The organism is Geobacillus sp. B4113_201601 (assembly GCF_001587475.1).
Lineage (GTDB): Bacteria > Bacillota > Bacilli > Bacillales > Anoxybacillaceae > Geobacillus > Geobacillus icigianus.
In genome coordinates this window covers 1-20,026 of the sequence record NZ_LQYX01000041.1, presented here as the reverse complement: position 1 = coordinate 20,026, position 20,026 = coordinate 1, and the positions used below count along the sequence as shown (strand labels likewise).

Here is a 20,026-nt window from a genome sequence, read left to right as displayed (position 1 = left end):
CAAATTGTTTGAGTGCTAACAGAGGTGAGACACTTGCTAACGGACCGCCAACTGTTGATTTTGCAGGTGATTATCGACGATTTCATTCGTTCAGGGCAGCCTGTCGGTTCGCGGACGTTATCGAAAAAGCATCAGATTGCGTTCAGCTCAGCGACGATCCGCAATGAGATGGCGGATTTGGAAGAGCTTGGTTACATCGAAAAAACGCACGTTTCGTCCGGCCGCGTGCCGTCGGAAAAAGGATACCGATACTATGTCGACCATCTGCTGCCGCCGCAGCGGCTGACGCGGGCGGACTTGCAAAAAATCCGCTCCGTGTTCGCTGAGCGCATCTGCGAGCTAGAGAAATTGATGCAAAAGTCGGCACAGATTTTGTCCGATTTGACGAATTATACATCGATCGCTCTTGGCCCGGCGTTTAAAGAAAGCAAGCTGAAGCGGATGCAAATCGTCCCGCTCAATGAACAGACGGCGGTGGCCATCATCGTGACGGACACCGGCCATGTCGAAAACCGGGTCGTGACGATTCCGTCATCCATGGATGCGGGCGATCTCGAAAAAATGATCAACATTTTCAACGAGCGCTTAAACGGCGTCCCGCTCGTCGATTTGAAAGAGAAAATGGAGACGGAAGTGGCCGACGTCCTGCGCCGGCACATCCGCAACTACGACAGCGTGCTGAACACGCTCGTTGAGACGATCGATGTTCCCGAAGACGAAAAAGTGTTTTTCGCCGGCAAGGCGAACATGCTCAACCAGCCGGAGTTCAGCGACATTCAAAAAGTGCGCCCGCTTCTGAACATCATTGAGCAAGAAAAAGACATTTACCGTCTGCTCCGCAAGCAAAACCAAAAAGGGGTGCGGGTGTCGATCGGACACGAAAACGAGCTGCGCGGCATGGAAAACTGCAGTTTGATTACGGCGACGTACACGGTCGGCGATGAGCCGCTTGGAGCGATTGCGATTTTAGGGCCGACGCGCATGGAATATTCGCGCGTCATCACGGTCTTAAACCGCGTCGCCTCCGATTTGTCGGCCGCGCTGACGAAATGGTATCAAAGCCAATAAGAATGGCCATATTGGATAACGGATGGATCGCGCATCCATCCTTTCCTTGTGGCCATTGATACATAAACAAGGAAGGGCCCGGGGGGACGGCAAACGGTTGATCAAGACGCTAGGAGCGACCATCGAGAGACGGATTCGCTTTTGCCTAACATCCGGCAAGGGGCCCGGGCAGGGAGGTGAAAATCGATGGAACAAGGAGAAAAACAAGCCATGGAACAAGCTACATACGCTGAACCGGAGCGGGAGAGAGCGGGTGAGGAAGAATCCGCCGCGCCGCTTGGCGGAGAATCGAACGCTGCTTTGCATGAGGAAGAAAGCGAACAAGCCGATCGGGAGGAAGCGGCGGAACCGATGGAAACGGCGCCAACAGCCGAAGAGCTGGCAGCGGCCAAGGCGCAGATCGCTGAATTGGAAGCGAAATTGGCCGAGATGGAAAACCGGTATCTCCGCCTGTACGCCGATTTCGAAAACTTCCGCCGTCGGACGCGCCAAGAGATGGAAGCGGCGGAAAAATACCGCGCGCAAAGTTTGGCCAATGATTTGCTTCCGGTTCTCGACAACTTTGAACGCGCCTTGAACATTGAGGCGGACAGCGAACAGGCGAAGTCGATTTTGCAAGGGATGGAAATGGTGTACCGGTCGCTTGTCGATGCCTTGAAGAAAGAAGGGGTTGAGGCGATCGAGGCGGTCGGCAAGCCGTTCGATCCCCATTGGCATCAAGCGGTCATGCAAGCGGAAGCCGAGGGGTATGAGCCGAACACGGTCGTGGAAGAGCTGCAAAAAGGCTACCGGCTGAAAGACCGCGTGCTGCGCCCCGCCATGGTCAAAGTGAGTCAGTAAACGGAAACGGAGGGTGATAGGCGATGAGCAAAATTATCGGTATCGACTTAGGAACGACGAACTCTTGCGTCGCCGTGTTGGAAGGCGGCGAAGCGAAAGTCATTCCGAACCCGGAAGGAAACCGCACGACCCCATCGGTCGTGGCGTTTAAAAACGGCGAGCGCCTCGTCGGCGAAGTCGCCAAACGGCAAGCGATCACGAACCCGAACACGATCATCTCGATCAAGCGCCATATGGGCACCGATTACAAAGTCGAAATTGAAGGAAAGCAATATACACCGCAAGAAATTTCAGCGATCATTTTGCAATACTTGAAATCGTACGCCGAAGACTATTTAGGTGAGCCGGTGACGCGCGCCGTCATCACCGTGCCGGCCTATTTCAACGATGCCCAACGCCAAGCGACGAAAGACGCTGGCCGCATCGCCGGCTTGCAAGTCGAACGCATCATCAACGAGCCGACGGCGGCGGCGCTCGCTTACGGTTTAGATAAAGAAGAAGACCAAACGATTCTCGTCTACGACTTGGGCGGCGGGACGTTTGACGTCTCGATTTTGGAGCTTGGCGACGGCGTGTTTGAAGTGAAGGCGACCGCCGGCGACAACCATTTGGGCGGCGACGACTTTGACCAAGTGATCATCGATTATTTGGTCAATCAGTTCAAGCAAGAGCACGGCATCGATTTGTCCAAAGACAAAATGGCGCTCCAGCGCTTAAAAGATGCGGCGGAAAAAGCGAAAAAAGAGCTGTCCGGCGTGACGCAGACGCAAATTTCGCTGCCGTTTATCAGCGCGAACGAAAACGGCCCGCTCCATCTTGAGACGACGCTCACCCGCGCCAAGTTTGAAGAATTGTCGGCCCACCTCGTCGAGCGGACGATGGGACCGGTCCGCCAAGCGTTGCAAGACGCCGGTTTGACGCCAGCCGACATCGACAAAATCATTTTGGTCGGCGGTTCGACGCGCATTCCGGCCGTGCAAGAAGCGATCAAGCGCGAACTCGGCAAAGAGCCGCACAAAGGCGTCAACCCGGATGAAGTCGTGGCGATCGGCGCGGCGATCCAAGGCGGCGTCATCGCCGGCGAGGTCAAAGATGTCGTCCTGCTTGACGTCACCCCGCTGTCGCTCGGCATTGAAACGATGGGCGGCGTGTTTACGAAATTGATCGAGCGGAATACGACGATTCCGACGAGCAAATCGCAAGTGTTTACAACCGCGGCCGACAACCAGACGACCGTTGACATTCACGTCTTGCAAGGGGAGCGTCCGATGGCGGCCGACAACAAAACGCTGGGCCGCTTCCAGCTGACCGGCATCCCGCCGGCGCCGCGCGGCGTGCCGCAAATTGAAGTCACGTTCGATATCGACGCCAACGGCATCGTTCACGTGCGCGCCAAAGATTTAGGAACGAACAAAGAGCAATCGATTACGATCAAATCGTCGTCCGGTTTGTCGGAAGAGGAAATTCAGCGCATGATTAAAGAAGCGGAAGAAAACGCCGAAGCCGACCGGAAGCGGAAAGAAGCGGCCGAGCTGCGCAACGAGGCCGACCAGCTCCTTTTCATGACTGACAAAACGTTAAAAGAAGTCGAAGGAAAAGTGAGCGCCGATGACATCAAGAAAGCCGAAGCGGCGAAGGAAGCGTTGAAGGCGGCGCTCGAGAAAAACGATCTCGATGACATTCGCAAGAAAAAAGAAGCGCTGCAAGAAGCGGTGCAGCAGCTGTCGATCAAACTGTATGAGCAGGCGGCGAAACAGGCGCAAACGGGCGCGGCCAACCAAGACAACGTCGTGGATGCGGAGTTTAAAGAAGTCAATGACGATAAATAAGGGAAAAAGAAAAAGTCAAAGTCAGGCCTGCCTTGGCTTTGACTTTTTTTCTAGCATTCACATATTGCCATAAAGCAAAGGAAAATGATAAAATAACCTTTATGTGAATGAATCGGGAGTGGATGATCAACGATGGCGAAGCGCGACTATTACGAGATTCTCGGCGTCAGCAAAAACGCGACGAAAGACGAGATCAAAAAAGCGTACCGGAAGCTTTCGAAACAGTATCATCCAGACATTAACAAAGCGCCGGACGCCGCCGAGAAGTTCAAGGAGATCAAAGAGGCGTACGAAGTGCTGAGCGATGATGAAAAGCGGGCCCGCTACGACCAATTCGGGCATGTCGATCCGAACGAAACGTTTGGCGGCGGATTTCAAGGCGGCTTTGATTTCGGCGGTTTTAGCGGCTTTGGCGGCTTTGAAGATATTTTTGAGACGTTTTTCGGCGCCGGTCCGCGCCGGCGGGCGAGCGGGCCGCGCCGGCGGGCGAGCGGGCCGCGCAAAGGAGCCGACCTCGAATATATGATGACGCTCACGTTTGAGGAAGCGGCGTTCGGAAAAGAAACGGAAATCGAAGTTCCCCGAGAAGAGGAGTGCGACACGTGCCGCGGCAGCGGGGCAAAACCGGGCACAAGCCCGCAATCGTGCCCGCACTGCCACGGCAGCGGGCAAGTGACAAGCGAACAAGCAACGCCGTTTGGCCGCATCGTCAACCGCCGGACGTGCCCGGTCTGCGCCGGCACGGGCCGCTACATTCCGGAAAAATGCCCAACGTGCGGGGGCACGGGGCGCGTGAAACGGCGGAAAAAAATTCACGTCAAAATTCCGGCCGGTGTCGACGACGGACAGCAGCTGCGCGTCGCCGGTCAAGGGGAACCGGGGATCAACGGCGGGCCGCCGGGGGATTTGTACATCGTCTTCCATGTCGAACCGCATGAGTTTTTTAAGCGCGACGGCGACGATATTTATTGCGAGGTGCCGCTGTCGTTCGCCCAAGCGGCGCTTGGCGATGAAATGGAAGTGCCGACGCTTCATGGCCCCGTTAAGCTGAAAATCCCAGCCGGCACGCAAACGGGCACGCGCTTTCGCTTGAAGGGAAAAGGGGTGCCGAACGTGCGCGGCTACGGCCAAGGCGACCAGCACGTCATCGTCCGCGTTGTGACGCCGACGCGGTTGACGGAAAAGCAAAAACAGCTGTTGCGCGAGTTTGATCGGCTCGGTGGAGAGACGATGCATGACGGGCCGCATACCCGTTTTTTTGAAAAAGTCAAAAAGGCGTTCAAAGGAGAAGCGTAAGCGCGATGAAATGGTCAGAAATCAGCATCCATACGACGCACGAAGCGGTCGAAGCGATTTCGAACATTTTGCATGAAGCCGGCGCCGGCGGCGTGGTCATTGAGGACTCGTACGACCTTGTCAAAGACCGCGACGATTGGTACGGAGAGATCGTCGAGCTCAATCCCGACGATTATCCGGAAGAAGGGGTCATCATTAAGGCATATTTGCCGGTCAACAGCTTTCTTGGCGAAACGGTGGAACAAATTAAGCAGGCGATTAACAATTTATGGCTATACGATATTGACCTTGGCAAAAATAAAATTACGTTGAGCGAAGTGAATGAGGAAGAATGGGCGACGGCGTGGAAAAAGCATTACCACCCGGTCAAAGTATCGGAAAAGTTTACGGTCGTGCCAACGTGGGAGACGTATGAACCGGCTTCCGACGACGAGCTGATCATCGAAATGGACCCGGGCATGGCGTTTGGCACCGGCACGCACCCGACGACGGTCATGTGCCTGCAGGCGCTTGAAAAATACGTGCGCCCTGGCGACGAGGTCATTGATGTTGGCACCGGCTCCGGCATTTTAAGCATCGCCGCGGCGATGCTCGGCGCCCGGTCGGTGCGGGCGCTCGATTTGGATCCGGTGGCGGTCGACAGCGCGCGGCTGAACGTGAAGCTCAATAAGGTGCAGCATATCGTAACGGTCTCACAAAACAATTTGCTTGACCATATCGAGGAACCGGCTGACGTGATCGTCGCCAACATTTTGGCGGAAATCATTTTGCGCTTTGCCGGCGACGCCTACCGGCTGTTGAAGCCGGGCGGCCGCTTGATCGTCTCGGGCATCATTCAGGCGAAAAAACAAGAGGTCCAAAACGAATTGCTCGCTTTAGGATTTGCGATCGCCGATACGAAGGTGATGGAAGATTGGGTGGCGTTGGTCGCCGCGAAACCGTAAGCAAACAGGAGGCGGCCTTCGACGAAACCGTTTTGTTGCGATCGTTGTTTCACGAAACCGTAAGCAAAGAAGGGATGTCGGTTGCAGCGCTATTTCGTTTCCGAACAGGCACGGCGCGGGGAAATCGTCGCGATCAGCGGCGATGACGCCCATCATATCGCTCGCGTCATGCGCATGAAACCGGGCGCGGCGATTGCCTGCGTGTTTCCGGACGGGCGCACGGCGGTTTGCCAAATTGAACAAATTGCCAATGAGCAAGTGCAAGCCCGTATTGTACAATGGAAAGAGGAGCGGCGTGAACTGCCGGTGCGCATTTATATCGCGCAAGGGCTGCCGAAAGGGGACAAATGGGAGCTTGTCATCCAAAAAGGGACGGAGCTCGGGGCGGCCGGTTTTTTGCCGTTTGCTGCCGCTCGTTCGCTCGTCAAATGGGAGGACAAAAAAGCGGAGAAAAAGGTGGAGCGGTGGAAAAAAATCGCCAAAGAGGCGGCTGAACAGGCCGAGCGAACCGTGGTGCCGGACGTGCGGGCGCCGCTTTCGTTGGCCGAGCTCGTTGCGTTTGGCGAAACGGTTGACGTTCGGCTGTTCGCTTATGAGGAGGAAGCGCGCCGAGGGCGGCACGCTTCGCTCCCGGCCCTTTTGACCGACCTAGCGCCCGGAGGCTCGCTTTTGGCCGTCTTTGGGCCGGAGGGAGGATTCAGCGCGGAAGAAGCGGAACGACTCGAACAGCACGGCTTTTTGCCGTGCAGCCTCGGGCCGCGCATTTTGCGGACGGAGACGGCGCCACTTTATTTGCTTGCCGCTGCTTCCTATGAGTGGGAGCTGCGAAGGTAGCCTGCGGATAAGCGATCCGCGGACGACCGAAATCCCCCCTGCGACCGAGCGGGGGAATAGAGTGAGGTGAATGCGATGCCAACAGTGGCTTTTCATACATTGGGCTGCAAAGTCAATCACTATGAAACGGAAGCGATCTGGCAGCTGTTTAAACAGGCCGGCTACGAACGGAAAGAGTTTGAAAGCCGCGCCGATGTTTATGTGATCAATACGTGCACGGTGACGAACACCGGCGACAAAAAAAGCCGTCAAGTCATCCGCCGCGCGGTGCGCCGCAATCCGGACGCCGTCGTTTGCGTGACCGGCTGCTACGCGCAAACATCGCCGGCTGAGGTGATGGCCATTCCGGGTGTTGATATTGTCATCGGCACGCAAGACCGCCATAAAATGTTAGAGTACATTGAGCAGTTTCAGCGCGAACGGCAGCCGATCAATGCCGTCCATAATATCATGAAAACGCGCGTCTTTGAGGAGATGGATGTGCCGGAATTCACCGACCGGACGCGGGCGTCGCTGAAAATCCAAGAAGGGTGCAACAACTTTTGCACGTTTTGCATCATTCCATGGGCGCGCGGCTTAATGCGCTCGCGCGACCCGCAGGAGATCATCCGTCAGGCGCGCCAGCTCGTCGCCGCCGGCTACAAAGAAATCGTGCTGACCGGCATTCACACCGGCGGTTATGGCACCGATCTGAAAGACTATAATTTTGCCGCCTTGTTGCGCGATTTGGACGAGCAAGTGCCGGGGCTGAAGCGGCTCCGCATTTCATCCATCGAGGCGAGCCAGCTGACCGATGAAGTCATCGAAGTTTTGCGGCGGTCGGACAAAATCGTCCGCCACTTGCACATCCCGCTCCAATCGGGGTCGAATACGGTGCTGAAGCGGATGCGCCGCAAATATACGGTGGAATTTTACGCCGAGCGGCTCACCCGGCTGCGCGACGTGTTTCCGGAACTGGCGGTGACCTCAGATGTCATCGTCGGCTTCCCTGGTGAAACGGAAGAGGAATTTATGGAGACGTACAACTTTATTCGCGAGCAGCGGTTTTCCGAGCTTCACGTTTTCCCGTATTCGAAGCGGACCGGCACGCCGGCGGCGCGCATGCCGGATCAAATTGATGAAGAGACGAAGCACGACCGCGTCCGCCGCTTGATCGCCCTTTCCGACCAGCTGGCGAAAGAATACGCCTCGCAGTTTGAAGGGCAAGTGCTTGAAGTCATCCCGGAAGAGCGCGACAAAGAAGAGCCGCACTTGTACGTTGGTTACACCGATAATTACTTGAAAGTCCGTTTTCCAGCGTCCGACGAGCTGATTGGCGAACTGGTGAAAGTGAAGATCACCAAAGCCGGCTACCCGTATAACGAAGGCGAGTTTGTCCGCGTTGTGCCGGATGAGGCCGTCCGATCGGTAAAATTAAGTTCCTAATCCCAATGGCCGATTTAGGCTAAGCGCGTCCGCCTCATACTTCCCAGCCTTTAGGCTGGGTTTTTGTTTTCGGTGAAAATAGCGAACTGACATGGATTTTCATCCTTGGGTGGAGGGCGGATCGTGCTGCTCATGGAACTTCTCTGCGAAAATCCCGTCAGCAAGCGGTCACTTTCATCCTTGGGTCGCTGTTACATCGCTCCCCATGAAAATGCCGAACTGACGCGGATTTTCATCCCCGGGTGAAGGGCGGATCGCCGTCCATGGATCTTTCCGTAAAAATCCCGTGCCCGCAGGCGGTGATGTTCATCTCTGAGCGGAGGGCGGACCGCTGCCCATGGATCTTTTTCCGTCCATTTCTCTCGAGCAGGCTAACAAGCTCGCCGGAAGATGAAATGGGAGACGATACGGATGGCGGCTAGTTTTTATGGTAACGACATGGTATGATGGTAGACGTCAGACCTTTCATTTTTTGCAGTAGCAGGAGAAAGGAGCGATGTTCCATGACAGAGAATATGGCCAAAATGATCGATCATACGCTGCTCAAGCCAGAGGCGACGGAAGAACAAATCATTCAACTATGCCGCGAAGCGAAACAATACGGCTTCGCCTCCGTCTGTGTCAACCCGGCGTGGGTGAAAGCGGCGGCGCGCGAGCTTTCCGGCACCGATGTCCGCGTTTGCACCGTCATCGGTTTTCCGCTGGGGGCGACAACGCCGGAAACAAAGGCGTTTGAAACGAATAACGCCATCGAAAACGGCGCCGGCGAGGTGGATATGGTGATCAACATCGGCGCGTTAAAAAGCGGCGATGATGAGCTTGTTGAGCGCGACATTCGCGCTGTCGTCGAGGCGGCGGCCGGAAAAGCGCTGGTGAAAGTGATTATCGAAACGGCTTTGCTGACCGATGAAGAAAAAGTGCGCGCCTGCCAATTGGCGGTGAAGGCGGGGGCCGATTACGTGAAAACGTCGACCGGATTCTCCGGCGGCGGCGCGACGGTCGAGGACGTGGCGCTCATGCGGCGGACGGTCGGTGACAAAGCGGGCGTCAAAGCGTCCGGCGGCGTGCGCGATCGGGAAACGGCCGAAGCGATGATCGCAGCCGGGGCGACGCGCATCGGGACGAGCTCCGGGGTGGCGATTGTCCGCGGGCAAACGGGCGGCGCCGGCTATTAAGCTCGACGGCCGCCTAGCGCTTCGTTCGAAGGAAACATCGCCGCCGTCCACCGATGTCTTCCACTAAGCTCAGCGGCTGCCGTGCAAACGGATCATGGCCCGCTCAATGGCGCCGACAAACGGCAACGCGGCGACGGAACAAACAACGTTAAACACGACGCTGACATGGGCGAGCTGCACGTCCGGGGCCGGGCTGAGCAAAGCGGCGAAGCGGGCGAGCGGAGCGGTGAAAAAGGCAAACACGGCGACGCCGGCGACGTTCAGCCACAGATGGGTGTAGGCGGTCAGCCGCGCCTCCTTGCCGGCCCCGATCGACGCCAGCAGGCCGGTGATGCACGTCCCGATGTTCGCGCCAAGCAAAATGGCAATGGCAGCTGGCAGCGTCAACAATTGTTCGTTTACAAACCCCATGGCGATGCCGATCGTCGCTGCACTGGAATGGACGAGCGCGGTCAAGGCGATGCCGACAAGCAAACCGGCGGCCGTCGAGCGGTTCGTCTCCTGAAGCCAGACGTTGACAAACGGATAGGCGGCCAGCGGCCTCGCCAAGCTTGAAAAACCGTCCATGGCAAACAGCAAGACGGCCAGACCGGCGACCGCCATGCCGATGCCGTAAAGGAACCGACGGCGGCCGAGAAAAACGAGCAGCGCGCCCCCCAAAAGAAGCGGAATGGCGCCCTCGCCGAGATCGAGCGTCATCAGCTCCGTCGTGAGCGTCGAACCGATGTTGCTGCCTAAGATGATGCCGATGGACTGCCGGAACGATAAGTAGCCGGTGGCGACCAAGCCGACGGTCATCACCATCACGGCCGAACTACTTTGCACAAGCGCGGTTGTCGCCAAGCCGGTGAGAAACGATTGCCAAGGTTTGGCCGTAAAGCGCATCAGCCATTCGTTCATTCGGTCGCCGGACAACGTGTAAAGCCCCGCCCGCATCATCAACATGCCGAGAAGAAAAATAGCGGTGTAAACGGCCAACAGCACAAAGAGTGAACCCATCGGCGCTCTCTCCCTTCATCCTATATGTATGGGCCTTGTCCGTCGGCAATGACCGCTTTTTCGGAAGACGAACGCCGCGCGCTTTTTGTATTGACCTTTTCGATCGGCATGTATTATAATTGACAAGTACAATATGCAATGGTTGGTGTTCGGAGGGAGGGAAGCAGGATGTCCAAAACGATCGTGCGCAAAAACGAGTCGATCGATGACGCTCTTCGTCGCTTTAAGCGTGCCGTTTCGAAAACAGGCACTTTGCAAGAAGTGAGAAAGCGTGAATTTTACGAAAAGCCAAGCGTCAGACGGAAGAAAAAATCTGAAGCGGCGAGAAAGCGCAAGCACTAAGAGCACGCATTAAAGAGGGTGTATAGTCGGTGAGTCTTCTCGATCGTTTGAATAACGATATGAAGCAGGCGATGAAAAGCAAGGAGAAAGAAAAGCTGTCCGTTCTCCGCATGCTGAAGGCGGCGCTGCAAAACGAAGCGATCAAGCTCGGCAAAAGCGCGCTGTCCGAGGACGAAGAGCTGACGGTTCTTTCCCGTGAACTGAAGCAGCGTAAAGACTCCCTCCACGAATTTGAAAACGCTGGCCGTTCAGATCTAGTCGAAAAGGCAAAAACCGAAATTGAAATCGTTCAGTCGTATATGCCGAAGCCGCTGACGGAAGAGGAGCTCCGCGAACTGATCGCAGAGACGATCAAAGAAGTCGGCGCTTCTTCGAAAGCGGATATGGGAAAAGTGATGAGCGCGATCATGCCGAAGGTGAAAGGGAAAGCAGATGGTTCGCTCGTCAATCAACTCGTGCGACAACAGTTGTCATAATGGGCGATGGGCCTTGCCGGACAGGCGGGCCCATCGTTTTTGAAAAGCGGTGCTAGAACCCCCTTTTGTCTCATACATATGAGATGAAAGGGGGTTCTTTTTTGATGGTGAAAAGGTGGCGCCAGCAGGTGAAGCGGTGGATGGCGGAAACGCTCGAGCTTCCCGCCGACATTATGATGGATTTGCCTCGCATTACGATGATTGGCCAAATCCATATTTACATTGAAAACCACCGCGGGCTGCTCGCCTTCAGCGATAAAGAGCTCCGCTTGTTGCTGCGAAACGGCCAGCTTATTGTCCGCGGCGAACAATTTGTCATTAAAACGATATTGCCGGAGGAAATTTTGTTGGAAGGAAAAATTAACCAAGTAACGTATATCGATAAATAGCGAGGAGGAACGGGGATGAAGAACGAATGGGTCGACACGCTTGCCGGCAGCGTGCGGGTCAAAGTGAGAGGAAAAGGGATCGAACGATTGATCAACGCCTGCGTCCGCCAAGGGATGGCTGTTTGGAACGTGAAAAAGCATAGCGCGGATACCGTGACGTTCTTCATTAGGCTCAGCGATGTAAAACAGCTGCGCCATATCGCCCGGAAAAGCGGATGCAAACTCTCGTTTGTCGGCCGAACCGGCTTGCCGTTTTTTTGGCGCCGGGTTTGGCGAAACAGCGGGTTTTGGCTTGGCCTGCTCGTTTTTCTAGCGGGGGTGTTTTTGCTGTCGAACGTCGTGTGGAACATCGACATCGAGGGGGCGACGCCGGAGACCGAGCATCAAATCATCCGCGAGCTGAAGCGGATGGGAGTGGAGCGCGGCGCATTCCAATTTTTGCTCGACGACCCGGAAACGCTACAAAAAAAGTTGACGGAACGAATTCGCGACATTACGTGGGTCGGGGTGGAATGGAAAGGGACATCGCTTCATTTTCAAGTGGTGGAAAAGGAAATTCCCGAACCGAAACAACCGCTTCCGCCGCGCCATTTGGTCGCGAAAAAAGAGGCGGTGGTGGTGGACTTATTCGTTGAAGAAGGACAACCGCTCGTTTCCGTCAACGATTACGTGCAAAAAGGGCAGCTGCTCGTCTCGGGCATCATCGGCGCCGAAGGGCGAACGAAATTTGTGCCGGCTAACGGGAAGGTGTTTGGCGAAACATGGTACAAGTCTACCGTTGTCCTGCCGCTGGAGACGACGTTTCATGTGTTGACGGGAAAAGCGATGGCGCGCCATTATATCGGGATCGGCCGACTGTCCATCCCGGTCTGGGGATGGGAGAAGCCGCCGTTTTCCCATATGGTTGTTGAAAGAGAAAAGCGGCCGTTTCGCTTTTGGAAATGGGACTTGCCTTTTTATTATGAACGTGTCATCATCCGCGAGGCGGAAGCGGTGAAGCGGAGCTACACGTGGGAAGAAGCGTTCGCGGAAGCAAGGCGCATCGCCCGCCGCGAACTGCGGGCCAAACTGCCGGAGGAGGCGGCCATCCGCGGCGAAAAAGTTTTGCATCAGGAGAAAGAGAATGGTAAAGTAAGGGTAGAATTGCATTATGAAGTCATTGAAAACATTGCTGTACCACAACCCATTGTTCAAGGAGATTGAGAATGTCAGAGCAGTTCGTTACGATCAGCCAACACGTGCGAAATCAACAGGAAGCGGCTGCGCTCTTTGGCGTCCATGATGCCCACTTGAAACGGATGGAAGAAGAGCTTGGCGTCTCCATTGTGACGCGCGGGGAAACGGTCAACGTTTCCGGCCCGCCCCAGCAAGTCCAGCTTGTCGATGAGCTTTTGCGCCATTTGCTCATCGTCATTCGCAAAGGGGTGGCGGTCGGGGAGCGCGATGTGATGTATGCGATCCAGCTGGCGAAAAAGGGGGCGCTTGACGGCCTCGTTCAGCTGTATGACCAAGAGATCGTGAAAAACGCCAAAGGAAAGCCGATCCGCGTCAAAACATTGGGGCAGCGCTATTATGTGGCTGCGATCGAACAGCACGATTTGACGTTCGGCATCGGCCCGGCTGGCACCGGGAAAACGTATTTGGCGGTCGTTATGGCCGTCAAGGCGCTGAAAGCCGGAAGCGTCAAGCGCATCATCCTCACCCGCCCGGCGGTCGAGGCGGGAGAAAGCCTTGGCTTTTTGCCCGGCGATTTGAAAGAGAAAGTCGATCCGTATTTGCGGCCGCTCTATGATGCGTTGCATGATGTGCTCGGCGTTGAGCAGACGCAGCGGCTCATTGAGCGAGGGACGATCGAAATCGCCCCGCTCGCCTACATGCGCGGGAGAACGTTGGACGATGCCTTCGTCATTCTAGATGAGGCGCAAAACACCACGCCGGCGCAAATGAAAATGTTTCTGACCCGGCTTGGCTTCGGATCGAAAATGGTGATTACAGGCGATATTTCCCAAGTCGACTTGCCGCGGGGAGTCGAATCAGGCCTCTCCGTCGCCAAGCGCCTTCTGGCTTCGATCAGCGGCATCGCCTTCGTATTTTTAGAACAGTCGGATGTCGTCCGCCATCCGCTCGTTGCCAAAATCATTGACGCTTATGGCGAGGCCGGCTTATAAAAAACTGCGCAACGGGCGGCCGCGCCTTTTTGAAAAGCGAGGGGAAAACCGGTGGGAAGGCTTCGTTTTTTTCTTGAGCGGACAAAAACGGTCCGTTTCGTCCGCTTCTGTCTGTTTTTGTTTTTGGCCGTTCTGTTGTTTGCTGTTTTGTACTGGCAAGTCAAGCCGCGCCAATATGAACTGCGCCTGTTTGACGTCGCCAAGGAAACGATTCGCTCCCCGGTGACGGTGGAAGATAAAGAGGCGACCGCCCAGCTGAAGGAAGAGGCGGCGGCGAAAGTAGCGGATGTTTACACGTTGAAAAAAGAATACGCTGAAAACCGGGTCGACCTTCTTTCCTCGCTGTTTGCGGCGATTGAGAGCGTGCAAAAGGAGGCCGAATCGGACCGCGCGGCGGGCGGGATGGCGGCCAAACTCGAGGAGCGGTTGCCGCCGGAATGGTTCGCCTATTTGTCGGCAGAGGAATGGCAGCGCCTGCTCAGCGCCGCGCCTTCAGAGCTGAAGACGGCGAAGGAGGCGGCGCTCACCGCCGTTCATGCGGCCATGAGCGAACGCATTTCACAAAACGATTTGGAGGCCGCCCGCGAACAGGCGGCCAACGAGATTGAATACGCCGCTCTGCCGCCGGCGCTTCGCGAACCGGTTGCCAAGCTTTGCCGGCGAGCGGTGATCCCGAACGTCGTCTACGATCGGACGGCGACCGAGGAGAAACGGCGTCAGGCGATGGATGAAGTGAAGCCGGTGAAAATTTTGCAAGGACAAGTGATCGTGGAAGAAGGGCAATTCATTACAAGCGATATTTATCGGCGGCTTGAGCTCGTCGGCTTGCTTGAAAGCGACCGTCCATCCTTTACGGCCGCCGGGTTGGGAATGTTTGTGCTCCTCTTGCTCGCCCCGCTCATGTACTATTTTCGCCACGAGCCGACGAATGAGAAGCTGTCGCTTTATACCGCCGTTTTGACGGGGATGATGGCGGCGATGGTTTTGATTCGCCTGTTGCCTTCCGGAAGCGCCGTCCCGGTCGGCTATTTGGTGCCGGCGGCGTTCGGCCCGATGTTGGTGCGCCTTTTGCTTGGCGAGCGGCTTTCGGTCATGACGGCCATCATCGGGGCGGTGTGCGGGAGCTTGCTGTTCAACGAAGAAATGGGAGCTGCCGGAACGATGTCCGTATCGTTGGCCGTGTATTTGCTCGCCGGCGGTTTGGCCGGAACGTTTGGCCTGCCGAAGGAGCTGGCGAAGGCGAACATTTGGCGGACCGGGGTGCTGGTCGCTTTCGTTCAAACGGTTTCGCTTTTATCGCTCCTGCTTTTGAAAAACGGCCGTTATTCGCTGACGGAAATCGGTTTGATGGCGCTGATGGCCGCGGCCTCAAGCGTGTTTTCCGTCATTTTGACGATCGGCCTTCTGCCGGTGCTGGAGGCGGCGTTCGGCATTTTGTCGCCGCTGCGGCTCATCGAGCTGTCGAACCCGAACCATCCGCTTTTGCGCAAATTGCTTACCGAAGCGCCGGGGACGTATCACCATAGCATCATGGTCGCCAATCTGGCCGAAGCGGCGTGCGAGGCGATCGGCGCCAACGGCCTGCTGGCGCGCGTCGCCTGCTACTACCATGACATCGGCAAGACGAAGCGGCCTCGGTATTTCATCGAAAATCAAATGGGCGGCAATCCACATGATCATTTGTCGCCGCAGCTGAGCAAAAATATTATTATCGCCCACGTCGCCGACGGCGTCGCCTTGCTCCGCAGGCACCGACTGCCAAAGGAAATCATCGACATCGCCGAACAGCATCACGGCACAACGCTGCTGAAATACTTTTACCATAAGGCGTGCGAGCAGAGCGAATGGGTTTCGGAAGCAGAGTTTCGTTATCCCGGACCGAAGCCGCAGACGAAAGAGGCGGCGGTCATCAACATCGCCGACAGCGTCGAAGCCGCGGTCCGTTCGCTCGCCAACCCATCGCCGGAAAAAATCGAGAAGGTGGTGCGCTCGATCATTGCTGACCGTCTGCAAGACAATCAGTTGAACGAATGCGACATCACCCTCAAAGAGTTGGAGCTTGTCGCCCGTTCGCTTTGCGAGACGCTAAACGGTGTGTTCCACTCGCGCATTGAATATCCGGAAGTACAGAAAGAAAAGGTGAAACATGCATGACGATTCACATTGATTTTATTGACGAAACGAATGAAATGACCCGCGAGCAGCTTGAGACGATCGAGCGGCTGCTCGCGGAGGCCGCCGCCGTGGAAAACGTGCCGGACGGGGCCGAAGTGTGCGTTTCATTCGTCGACAACGAGCGCATTCGCGTCATGAACCGCGATTACCGGGGAAAAGATGCGCCAACCGACGTGCTCTCGTTCGCCTTGGAAGAGGAAGGGGAAGGGGAGATTGGCATCACCGGCGCCGATTTGCCGCTGGCGCTTGGCGACATCGTCATTTCAGTGCCGAGGGCAAAGGAGCAGGCGGCCGAATACGGCCATTCGCTCATGCGTGAGCTCGGATTTTTGGCTGTCCACGGCTTTTTGCATCTGCTTGGCTATGATCATGAAACAGAAGAAGAGGAGCGCGTCATGTTTGCCAAGCAAGAAGAGATATTGACGCGGCTTGGATTGACGAGATAGCCATGCGCTTGCGGCGGGAGCGGGATCGTTTCGCGTGGGCGTGGGCGGGAATGAAGGTGGCGGTCAAAGAGGAGGCCCATCTGCGCTTCCACTTAGCGGCCGCCGTTGCCGCCTGTATTGCCGGTTGGGCCGTCGGATTGTCGCGCTGGGAATGGGTCGTGCTCGTGTTGGCGGCGGGCGCGGTCATCACGTTGGAGCTGGTCAATACGGCCATTGAACGCGTTGTTGATTTGGCGACGGACAAGTTCCATCCGCTCGCCAAAGCAGCGAAAGACATCGCCGCGGCCGCGGTGCTAGTCGCGTCCGGGTTCGCTGTCGTCATCGCGGTGCTCTTGTTTTGGCCGCATCTTCGTTGAGCGAAGGAAAGAGAAAATTCTAATTTTTCTGTTACATTTTGATTTCAAATGATGAAATTCAAACGTGTTTTTTGTAAAATAAAAGAAAGCAGCGTGGATTGCCCGCAGGAAAGGAAGAGTCACCCGTGAACATCGAATCGCTTATTGCTGAAGCGAAACAAGCGCGCGAACTCGCTTATGTCCCTTACTCCAAATTCAAAGTCGGCGCCGCGCTCTTGACCGAAAGCGGCGCCGTCTACCGCGGCTGCAATATTGAAAATGCCGCTTACAGCTTGTGCAACTGCGCCGAGCGAACGGCGCTGTTCAAAGCGTATTCGGAAGGGGAACGGGAATTTGTGGCGTTGGCGGTCATTGCCGACGCGCCCCGCCCAGTGCCGCCGTGCGGCGCCTGCCGCCAAGTGATCGCCGAACTTTGCCCGAGTGGGATGAACGTCATTTTAGCGAACTTAAAAGGCGATGTAAAAATTGTAACGGTCAGCGAATTGCTGCCGGAAGCTTTTGCAGCGGAGGATATGCATGAATAAAGAAGGATACAAATCAGGATTCGTCGCGATCATCGGAAGACCAAACGTAGGCAAATCGACGTTTTTAAACCGCGTCATCGGGCAAAAAATCGCCATTATGAGCGATAAGCCGCAGACGACGCGCAACAAAATCCAAGGCATTTACACGGATGATGACGCGCAAATCATCTTTATCGACACTCCTGGGGTGCACAAGCCGAAGCATAAACTCGGCGATTTTATGATGAAAGTGGCGCTCAACGCGCTGCGCGAGGTCGATGTCATCCTGTTCATGGTCAACGCCGAGGAAGGGTTTGGCCGCGGGGAGGCGTTCATTATCGAGCGCCTAAAGGAAGTCGACACCCCGGTGTTTTTAGTCATCAACAAAATCGACCGCGTCCATCCGGATGAATTGCTGCCGCTCATTGAGCAGTACCGCGGGTTGTACCCGTTTGCAGAAATTGTGCCGATTTCCGCGCTCGAAGGAAACAATGTCGAACGCTTGATTGAACAGATTAAACAGCGGCTGCCGGAAGGTCCGCAATATTATCCGCCCGATCAAATTACCGACCACCCCGAACAGTTTATCATCGCTGAGCTCATTCGCGAGAAAGCGCTTCATTTGACGCGCGAGGAGGTTCCGCATTCGATCGCCGTCGTCATCGAACGGATCGAGCGGCGCGAGGAGACGGGCGTGGTCTACATTGGCGCCGTCATCATTGTGGAGCGCGATTCGCAAAAGGGCATTATCATCGGCAAACAAGGCCGCATGCTGAAAGAAATCGGGCAGCGGGCGCGCGCCGACATTGAAGCGCTGCTTGGGTCGAGAGTGTTTTTGGAGCTGTGGGTGAAAGTGCAGAAAGACTGGCGCAACCGGCTGGCGCAGCTGCGTGACTTTGGATTTCGCGAAGAGGAGTATTGACGCTAGAAAAATTTACGCGACATAAACCGTTTTGGCCCGAGCCACCCTATAAACACAAGGCCAATACGCCATGCCTGCAGGCGGAAAGAGGTGTCATTCCATGCTTGAGTTTACGTGGAAGCTGTTTAGCCAAACAGGCAATATCGATACGTACCTTTTGTTTAAAGAACTAGAGCGGGAGCAAAAGCTGTACGGCGAAGAACAACATGCCGAACAGGAAGAAATCGATCAGCCGATCTCATAGCATCGTCATGGATGGAAGCGGTGGTGATGAGATGTACGAAACGTGCGAAGCGATCGTCATGCGGACGGTCGACTACGGGGAAACGAACAAAATTGTGACCTTGTTTACGCGAGAATGGGGAAAGGTGGCTGCCATGGCAAGGGGCGCAAAAAAGCCAAGCAGCCGCCTTTCTGCTGTAACGCAGCCGCTCTGTTACGGGCGCTACGTCGTGCGCCGCAGCCGCGGGGTCGGCGTTCTCCAGCAAGGGGAGCTGATCGATTCGATGCGGATGTTGCGCGAGGATTTGTTTGCCGCGGCATATGCCGCCTACCTTGTCGAGCTCACCGATAAAGGGACGGAAGAGCAAAAGAGCAACCCGCACTTGTTTGCCTTGCTGCTGCAGACGTTGCGCTATATGAGCGAAGGGCGCGATGCCGAGATTTTAACCTTCATTTATGAGATGAAGATGCTCTCCGTGCTTGGCGTGCCGCCGCTGCTCGACCGCTGCGCCCGCTGCGGGGCGACCGTCGGGCGCTTTTCCTTCTCGATCAAGGAGGCGGGCTTTCTTTGCCATCGCTGTGAAGCGGCGGATCCGCACCGGTTGCCGCTGTCTCCCGCTTCAGTCCGGCTGCTGCGCCTCTTTTCCCGCTTTGACCTCAGCCGACTGGGTGCCGTTTCCGTTAAAGCAAGCACAAGAGCGGAGCTGAAAGCGGTCTTGTCTGCCTATTACGAGGAGTATACGGGCCTCACGCTCAAAACGAAGCGTTTTTTGGCGCAGATCGACGAGCTGCGGGACAAGCTTGGCCCGAGCGGCGGGCAGGGGGAGCCATTTTCCTTGTAAACGGTTCGTGTAGTATAATATAAATGAGAATGATAGCGTGTGGGACCTTTGGGCAAGGTGGTGAGCGACGATCGAACTGAATAAACGCCAAGAGCAAATTTTGCAAATTGTCAAAGATTACGGGCCGATCACCGGCGAGAGCATTGCCGAAAAGCTGAATTTAACCCGGGCGACGCTGCGGCCGGATTTGGCCATTTTAACGATGGCCGGCTACTTGGAAGCCCGTCCGCGCGTCGGCTATTTTTACACAGGAAAAACAGGCACACAGCTGTTTGCCGATAAAATCAAAAAGATGAAGGTCGAAGACTATCAGTCGATTCCGGTCGTCGTCAATGAAAACGTCAGCGTCTACGACGCGATCGTCACAATGTTTCTCGAAGATGTCGGCACCTTGTTCGTCGTCGATGACGAGTCGCTTCTTGCCGGGGTGTTGTCGCGAAAAGATTTGTTGCGGGCAAGCCTCGGCAAGCAAGAACTGACGGCCATCCCTGTCAATATTATTATGACGCGGATGCCGAATATCGCCGTCTGTTACAAAGATGACTCGCTCATCGATGTAGCCGAACAGCTGATTGAAAAGCAAATCGATGCCATGCCGGTCGTGCGCAAGACGGAAAAGGGATATGAAGTGATCGGCCGCATTACAAAAACGAACATGACGAAAGCATTTGTCTCATTAGCCAAAGATGATGTGTGACGGAAAAAAGGAGCATTCCCGTTAGGAGCTTTTCCGGGGACTTGATCAAAAAAAGCCCTCTTGGTATGATGCAGGGGT

General features: G+C 55.7%; 22 protein-coding genes. 21 read left to right on the top strand and 1 reads right to left on the bottom strand.

Annotated features, from left to right (window positions below; all coding sequences use genetic code 11):
- Nucleotides 1-33 precede the first annotated feature (33 nt).
- The 8 genes from hrcA (at nucleotide 34) to deoC (ending at nucleotide 9,411) form a co-directional block, all read left to right on the top strand.
- Nucleotides 34-1,068, top strand: coding sequence for a heat-inducible transcriptional repressor HrcA (hrcA, locus tag B4113_RS06300; protein ID WP_033018915.1), 1,035 nt, complete (start codon nucleotides 34-36; stop codon nucleotides 1,066-1,068).
- 186 nt (nucleotides 1,069-1,254) lie between these two features.
- Complete coding sequence (grpE, locus tag B4113_RS06295) at nucleotides 1,255-1,908, top strand: nucleotide exchange factor GrpE (RefSeq protein WP_033018916.1); 654 nt, start codon at nucleotides 1,255-1,257, stop codon at nucleotides 1,906-1,908.
- Nucleotides 1,909-1,931: 23 nt separating this feature from the next.
- A complete protein-coding gene (dnaK, locus tag B4113_RS06290) occupies nucleotides 1,932-3,737 on the top strand; it encodes a molecular chaperone DnaK (RefSeq protein ID WP_033018917.1) in 1,806 nt (601 codons plus the stop codon).
- Between the two features lie 132 nt (nucleotides 3,738-3,869).
- Nucleotides 3,870-5,033 (top strand): molecular chaperone DnaJ, encoded by a 1,164-nt coding sequence (gene dnaJ / locus B4113_RS06285; protein ID WP_033018918.1) that lies wholly within the window; start codon nucleotides 3,870-3,872, stop codon nucleotides 5,031-5,033.
- A gap of 5 nt (nucleotides 5,034-5,038) precedes the next feature.
- Entirely contained in the window at nucleotides 5,039-5,977 is a 939-nt protein-coding gene (prmA, locus tag B4113_RS06280) for a 50S ribosomal protein L11 methyltransferase (protein ID WP_033018919.1), read from the top strand.
- An 81-nt stretch (nucleotides 5,978-6,058) separates the two neighbouring features.
- A complete protein-coding gene (locus tag B4113_RS06275) occupies nucleotides 6,059-6,811 on the top strand; it encodes a 16S rRNA (uracil(1498)-N(3))-methyltransferase (RefSeq protein ID WP_033018920.1) in 753 nt (250 codons plus the stop codon).
- Between the two features lie 75 nt (nucleotides 6,812-6,886).
- The gene (gene mtaB, locus B4113_RS06270) at nucleotides 6,887-8,236 is read left to right on the top strand and encodes a tRNA (N(6)-L-threonylcarbamoyladenosine(37)-C(2))-methylthiotransferase MtaB (protein WP_033018921.1); all 1,350 of its coding nucleotides are present in this window, start codon (nucleotides 6,887-6,889) and stop codon (nucleotides 8,234-8,236) included.
- Nucleotides 8,237-8,739: 503 nt separating this feature from the next.
- Nucleotides 8,740-9,411 carry a deoxyribose-phosphate aldolase gene (gene deoC, locus B4113_RS06265; RefSeq protein ID WP_033018922.1) on the top strand — a complete coding sequence of 224 codons (672 nt, stop codon included), beginning with the start codon at nucleotides 8,740-8,742 and terminating at the stop codon, nucleotides 9,409-9,411.
- Between the two features lie 69 nt (nucleotides 9,412-9,480).
- Here the strand turns inward: deoC and B4113_RS06260 are convergent, their stop codons facing one another.
- Nucleotides 9,481-10,410, bottom strand: a complete 930-nt coding sequence (locus B4113_RS06260) for a Na/Pi symporter (RefSeq protein WP_033018924.1) — start codon at nucleotides 10,408-10,410, stop codon at nucleotides 9,481-9,483.
- A 168-nt stretch (nucleotides 10,411-10,578) separates the two neighbouring features.
- Here B4113_RS06260 and rpsU point away from each other — a divergent pair, with 168 nt between their 5' ends.
- From rpsU to B4113_RS06200, 13 genes are all read left to right on the top strand, one after another.
- On the top strand, nucleotides 10,579-10,752 hold the full coding sequence (rpsU, locus tag B4113_RS06255; RefSeq protein ID WP_008879912.1) for a 30S ribosomal protein S21: 174 nt from the start codon (nucleotides 10,579-10,581) through the stop codon (nucleotides 10,750-10,752).
- A gap of 29 nt (nucleotides 10,753-10,781) precedes the next feature.
- Nucleotides 10,782-11,228: a GatB/YqeY domain-containing protein gene (locus B4113_RS06250; RefSeq protein WP_033018926.1), complete on the top strand. Its 447-nt coding sequence runs from the start codon at nucleotides 10,782-10,784 to the stop codon at nucleotides 11,226-11,228.
- A gap of 104 nt (nucleotides 11,229-11,332) precedes the next feature.
- A complete protein-coding gene (gene yqfC / locus B4113_RS06245) occupies nucleotides 11,333-11,617 on the top strand; it encodes a sporulation protein YqfC (protein WP_033018927.1) in 285 nt (94 codons plus the stop codon).
- 15 nt (nucleotides 11,618-11,632) lie between these two features.
- The gene (gene yqfD, locus B4113_RS06240; RefSeq protein WP_033018929.1) at nucleotides 11,633-12,820 is read left to right on the top strand and encodes a sporulation protein YqfD; all 1,188 of its coding nucleotides are present in this window, start codon (nucleotides 11,633-11,635) and stop codon (nucleotides 12,818-12,820) included.
- Nucleotides 12,821-12,822: 2 nt separating this feature from the next.
- Nucleotides 12,823-13,785: a PhoH family protein gene (locus tag B4113_RS06235; protein ID WP_033018930.1), complete on the top strand. Its 963-nt coding sequence runs from the start codon at nucleotides 12,823-12,825 to the stop codon at nucleotides 13,783-13,785.
- A 51-nt stretch (nucleotides 13,786-13,836) separates the two neighbouring features.
- Complete coding sequence (locus tag B4113_RS06230; protein WP_033018931.1) at nucleotides 13,837-15,939, top strand: HD family phosphohydrolase; 2,103 nt, start codon at nucleotides 13,837-13,839, stop codon at nucleotides 15,937-15,939.
- Nucleotides 15,936-16,406, top strand: a complete 471-nt coding sequence (gene ybeY, locus B4113_RS06225) for an rRNA maturation RNase YbeY (RefSeq protein ID WP_033018932.1) — start codon at nucleotides 15,936-15,938, stop codon at nucleotides 16,404-16,406. The genes B4113_RS06230 and ybeY overlap by 4 nt, the downstream gene beginning before the upstream one ends.
- Before the next feature lie 2 nt (nucleotides 16,407-16,408).
- On the top strand, nucleotides 16,409-16,762 hold the full coding sequence (locus B4113_RS06220) for a diacylglycerol kinase family protein (protein WP_033018934.1): 354 nt from the start codon (nucleotides 16,409-16,411) through the stop codon (nucleotides 16,760-16,762).
- 125 nt (nucleotides 16,763-16,887) lie between these two features.
- Nucleotides 16,888-17,286, top strand: a complete 399-nt coding sequence (locus B4113_RS06215; protein ID WP_033018936.1) for a cytidine deaminase — start codon at nucleotides 16,888-16,890, stop codon at nucleotides 17,284-17,286.
- A complete protein-coding gene (gene era, locus B4113_RS06210) occupies nucleotides 17,279-18,187 on the top strand; it encodes a GTPase Era (protein WP_033018938.1) in 909 nt (302 codons plus the stop codon). Before B4113_RS06215 ends, era begins: the two co-directional genes overlap by 8 nt.
- Nucleotides 18,188-18,287: 100 nt before the next feature.
- A complete protein-coding gene (locus B4113_RS18585; protein ID WP_081897238.1) occupies nucleotides 18,288-18,431 on the top strand; it encodes a YqzL family protein in 144 nt (47 codons plus the stop codon).
- Nucleotides 18,432-18,462: 31 nt separating this feature from the next.
- Nucleotides 18,463-19,251 carry a DNA repair protein RecO gene (recO, locus tag B4113_RS06205; protein ID WP_033844186.1) on the top strand — a complete coding sequence of 263 codons (789 nt, stop codon included), beginning with the start codon at nucleotides 18,463-18,465 and terminating at the stop codon, nucleotides 19,249-19,251.
- Nucleotides 19,252-19,321: 70 nt separating this feature from the next.
- Entirely contained in the window at nucleotides 19,322-19,948 is a 627-nt protein-coding gene (locus tag B4113_RS06200; RefSeq protein WP_255358701.1) for a helix-turn-helix transcriptional regulator, read from the top strand.
- Nucleotides 19,949-20,026: the final 78 nt, after the last annotated feature.

Bases quoted from the DNA above. Each gene is read 5' to 3' on its own strand.
- grpE (WP_033018916.1), top strand. From the start codon at position 1,255: ATGGAACAAGGAGAAAAACAAGCCATGGAACAAGCTACATACGCTGAA.
- dnaK (WP_033018917.1), top strand. From the start codon at position 1,932: ATGAGCAAAATTATCGGTATCGACTTAGGAACGACGAACTCTTGCGTC.
- dnaJ (WP_033018918.1), top strand. From the start codon at position 3,870: ATGGCGAAGCGCGACTATTACGAGATTCTCGGCGTCAGCAAAAACGCG.
- prmA (WP_033018919.1), top strand. From the start codon at position 5,039: ATGAAATGGTCAGAAATCAGCATCCATACGACGCACGAAGCGGTCGAA.
- mtaB (WP_033018921.1), top strand. From the start codon at position 6,887: ATGCCAACAGTGGCTTTTCATACATTGGGCTGCAAAGTCAATCACTAT.
- deoC (WP_033018922.1), top strand. From the start codon at position 8,740: ATGACAGAGAATATGGCCAAAATGATCGATCATACGCTGCTCAAGCCA.
- B4113_RS06260 (WP_033018924.1), bottom strand. From the start codon at position 10,410: ATGGGTTCACTCTTTGTGCTGTTGGCCGTTTACACCGCTATTTTTCTT.
- rpsU (WP_008879912.1), top strand. From the start codon at position 10,579: ATGTCCAAAACGATCGTGCGCAAAAACGAGTCGATCGATGACGCTCTT.
- yqfC (WP_033018927.1), top strand. From the start codon at position 11,333: ATGGTGAAAAGGTGGCGCCAGCAGGTGAAGCGGTGGATGGCGGAAACG.
- yqfD (WP_033018929.1), top strand. From the start codon at position 11,633: ATGAAGAACGAATGGGTCGACACGCTTGCCGGCAGCGTGCGGGTCAAA.
- B4113_RS06235 (WP_033018930.1), top strand. From the start codon at position 12,823: ATGTCAGAGCAGTTCGTTACGATCAGCCAACACGTGCGAAATCAACAG.
- ybeY (WP_033018932.1), top strand. From the start codon at position 15,936: ATGACGATTCACATTGATTTTATTGACGAAACGAATGAAATGACCCGC.
- B4113_RS06220 (WP_033018934.1), top strand. From the start codon at position 16,409: ATGCGCTTGCGGCGGGAGCGGGATCGTTTCGCGTGGGCGTGGGCGGGA.
- era (WP_033018938.1), top strand. From the start codon at position 17,279: ATGAATAAAGAAGGATACAAATCAGGATTCGTCGCGATCATCGGAAGA.
- B4113_RS18585 (WP_081897238.1), top strand. From the start codon at position 18,288: ATGCTTGAGTTTACGTGGAAGCTGTTTAGCCAAACAGGCAATATCGAT.
- recO (WP_033844186.1), top strand. From the start codon at position 18,463: ATGTACGAAACGTGCGAAGCGATCGTCATGCGGACGGTCGACTACGGG.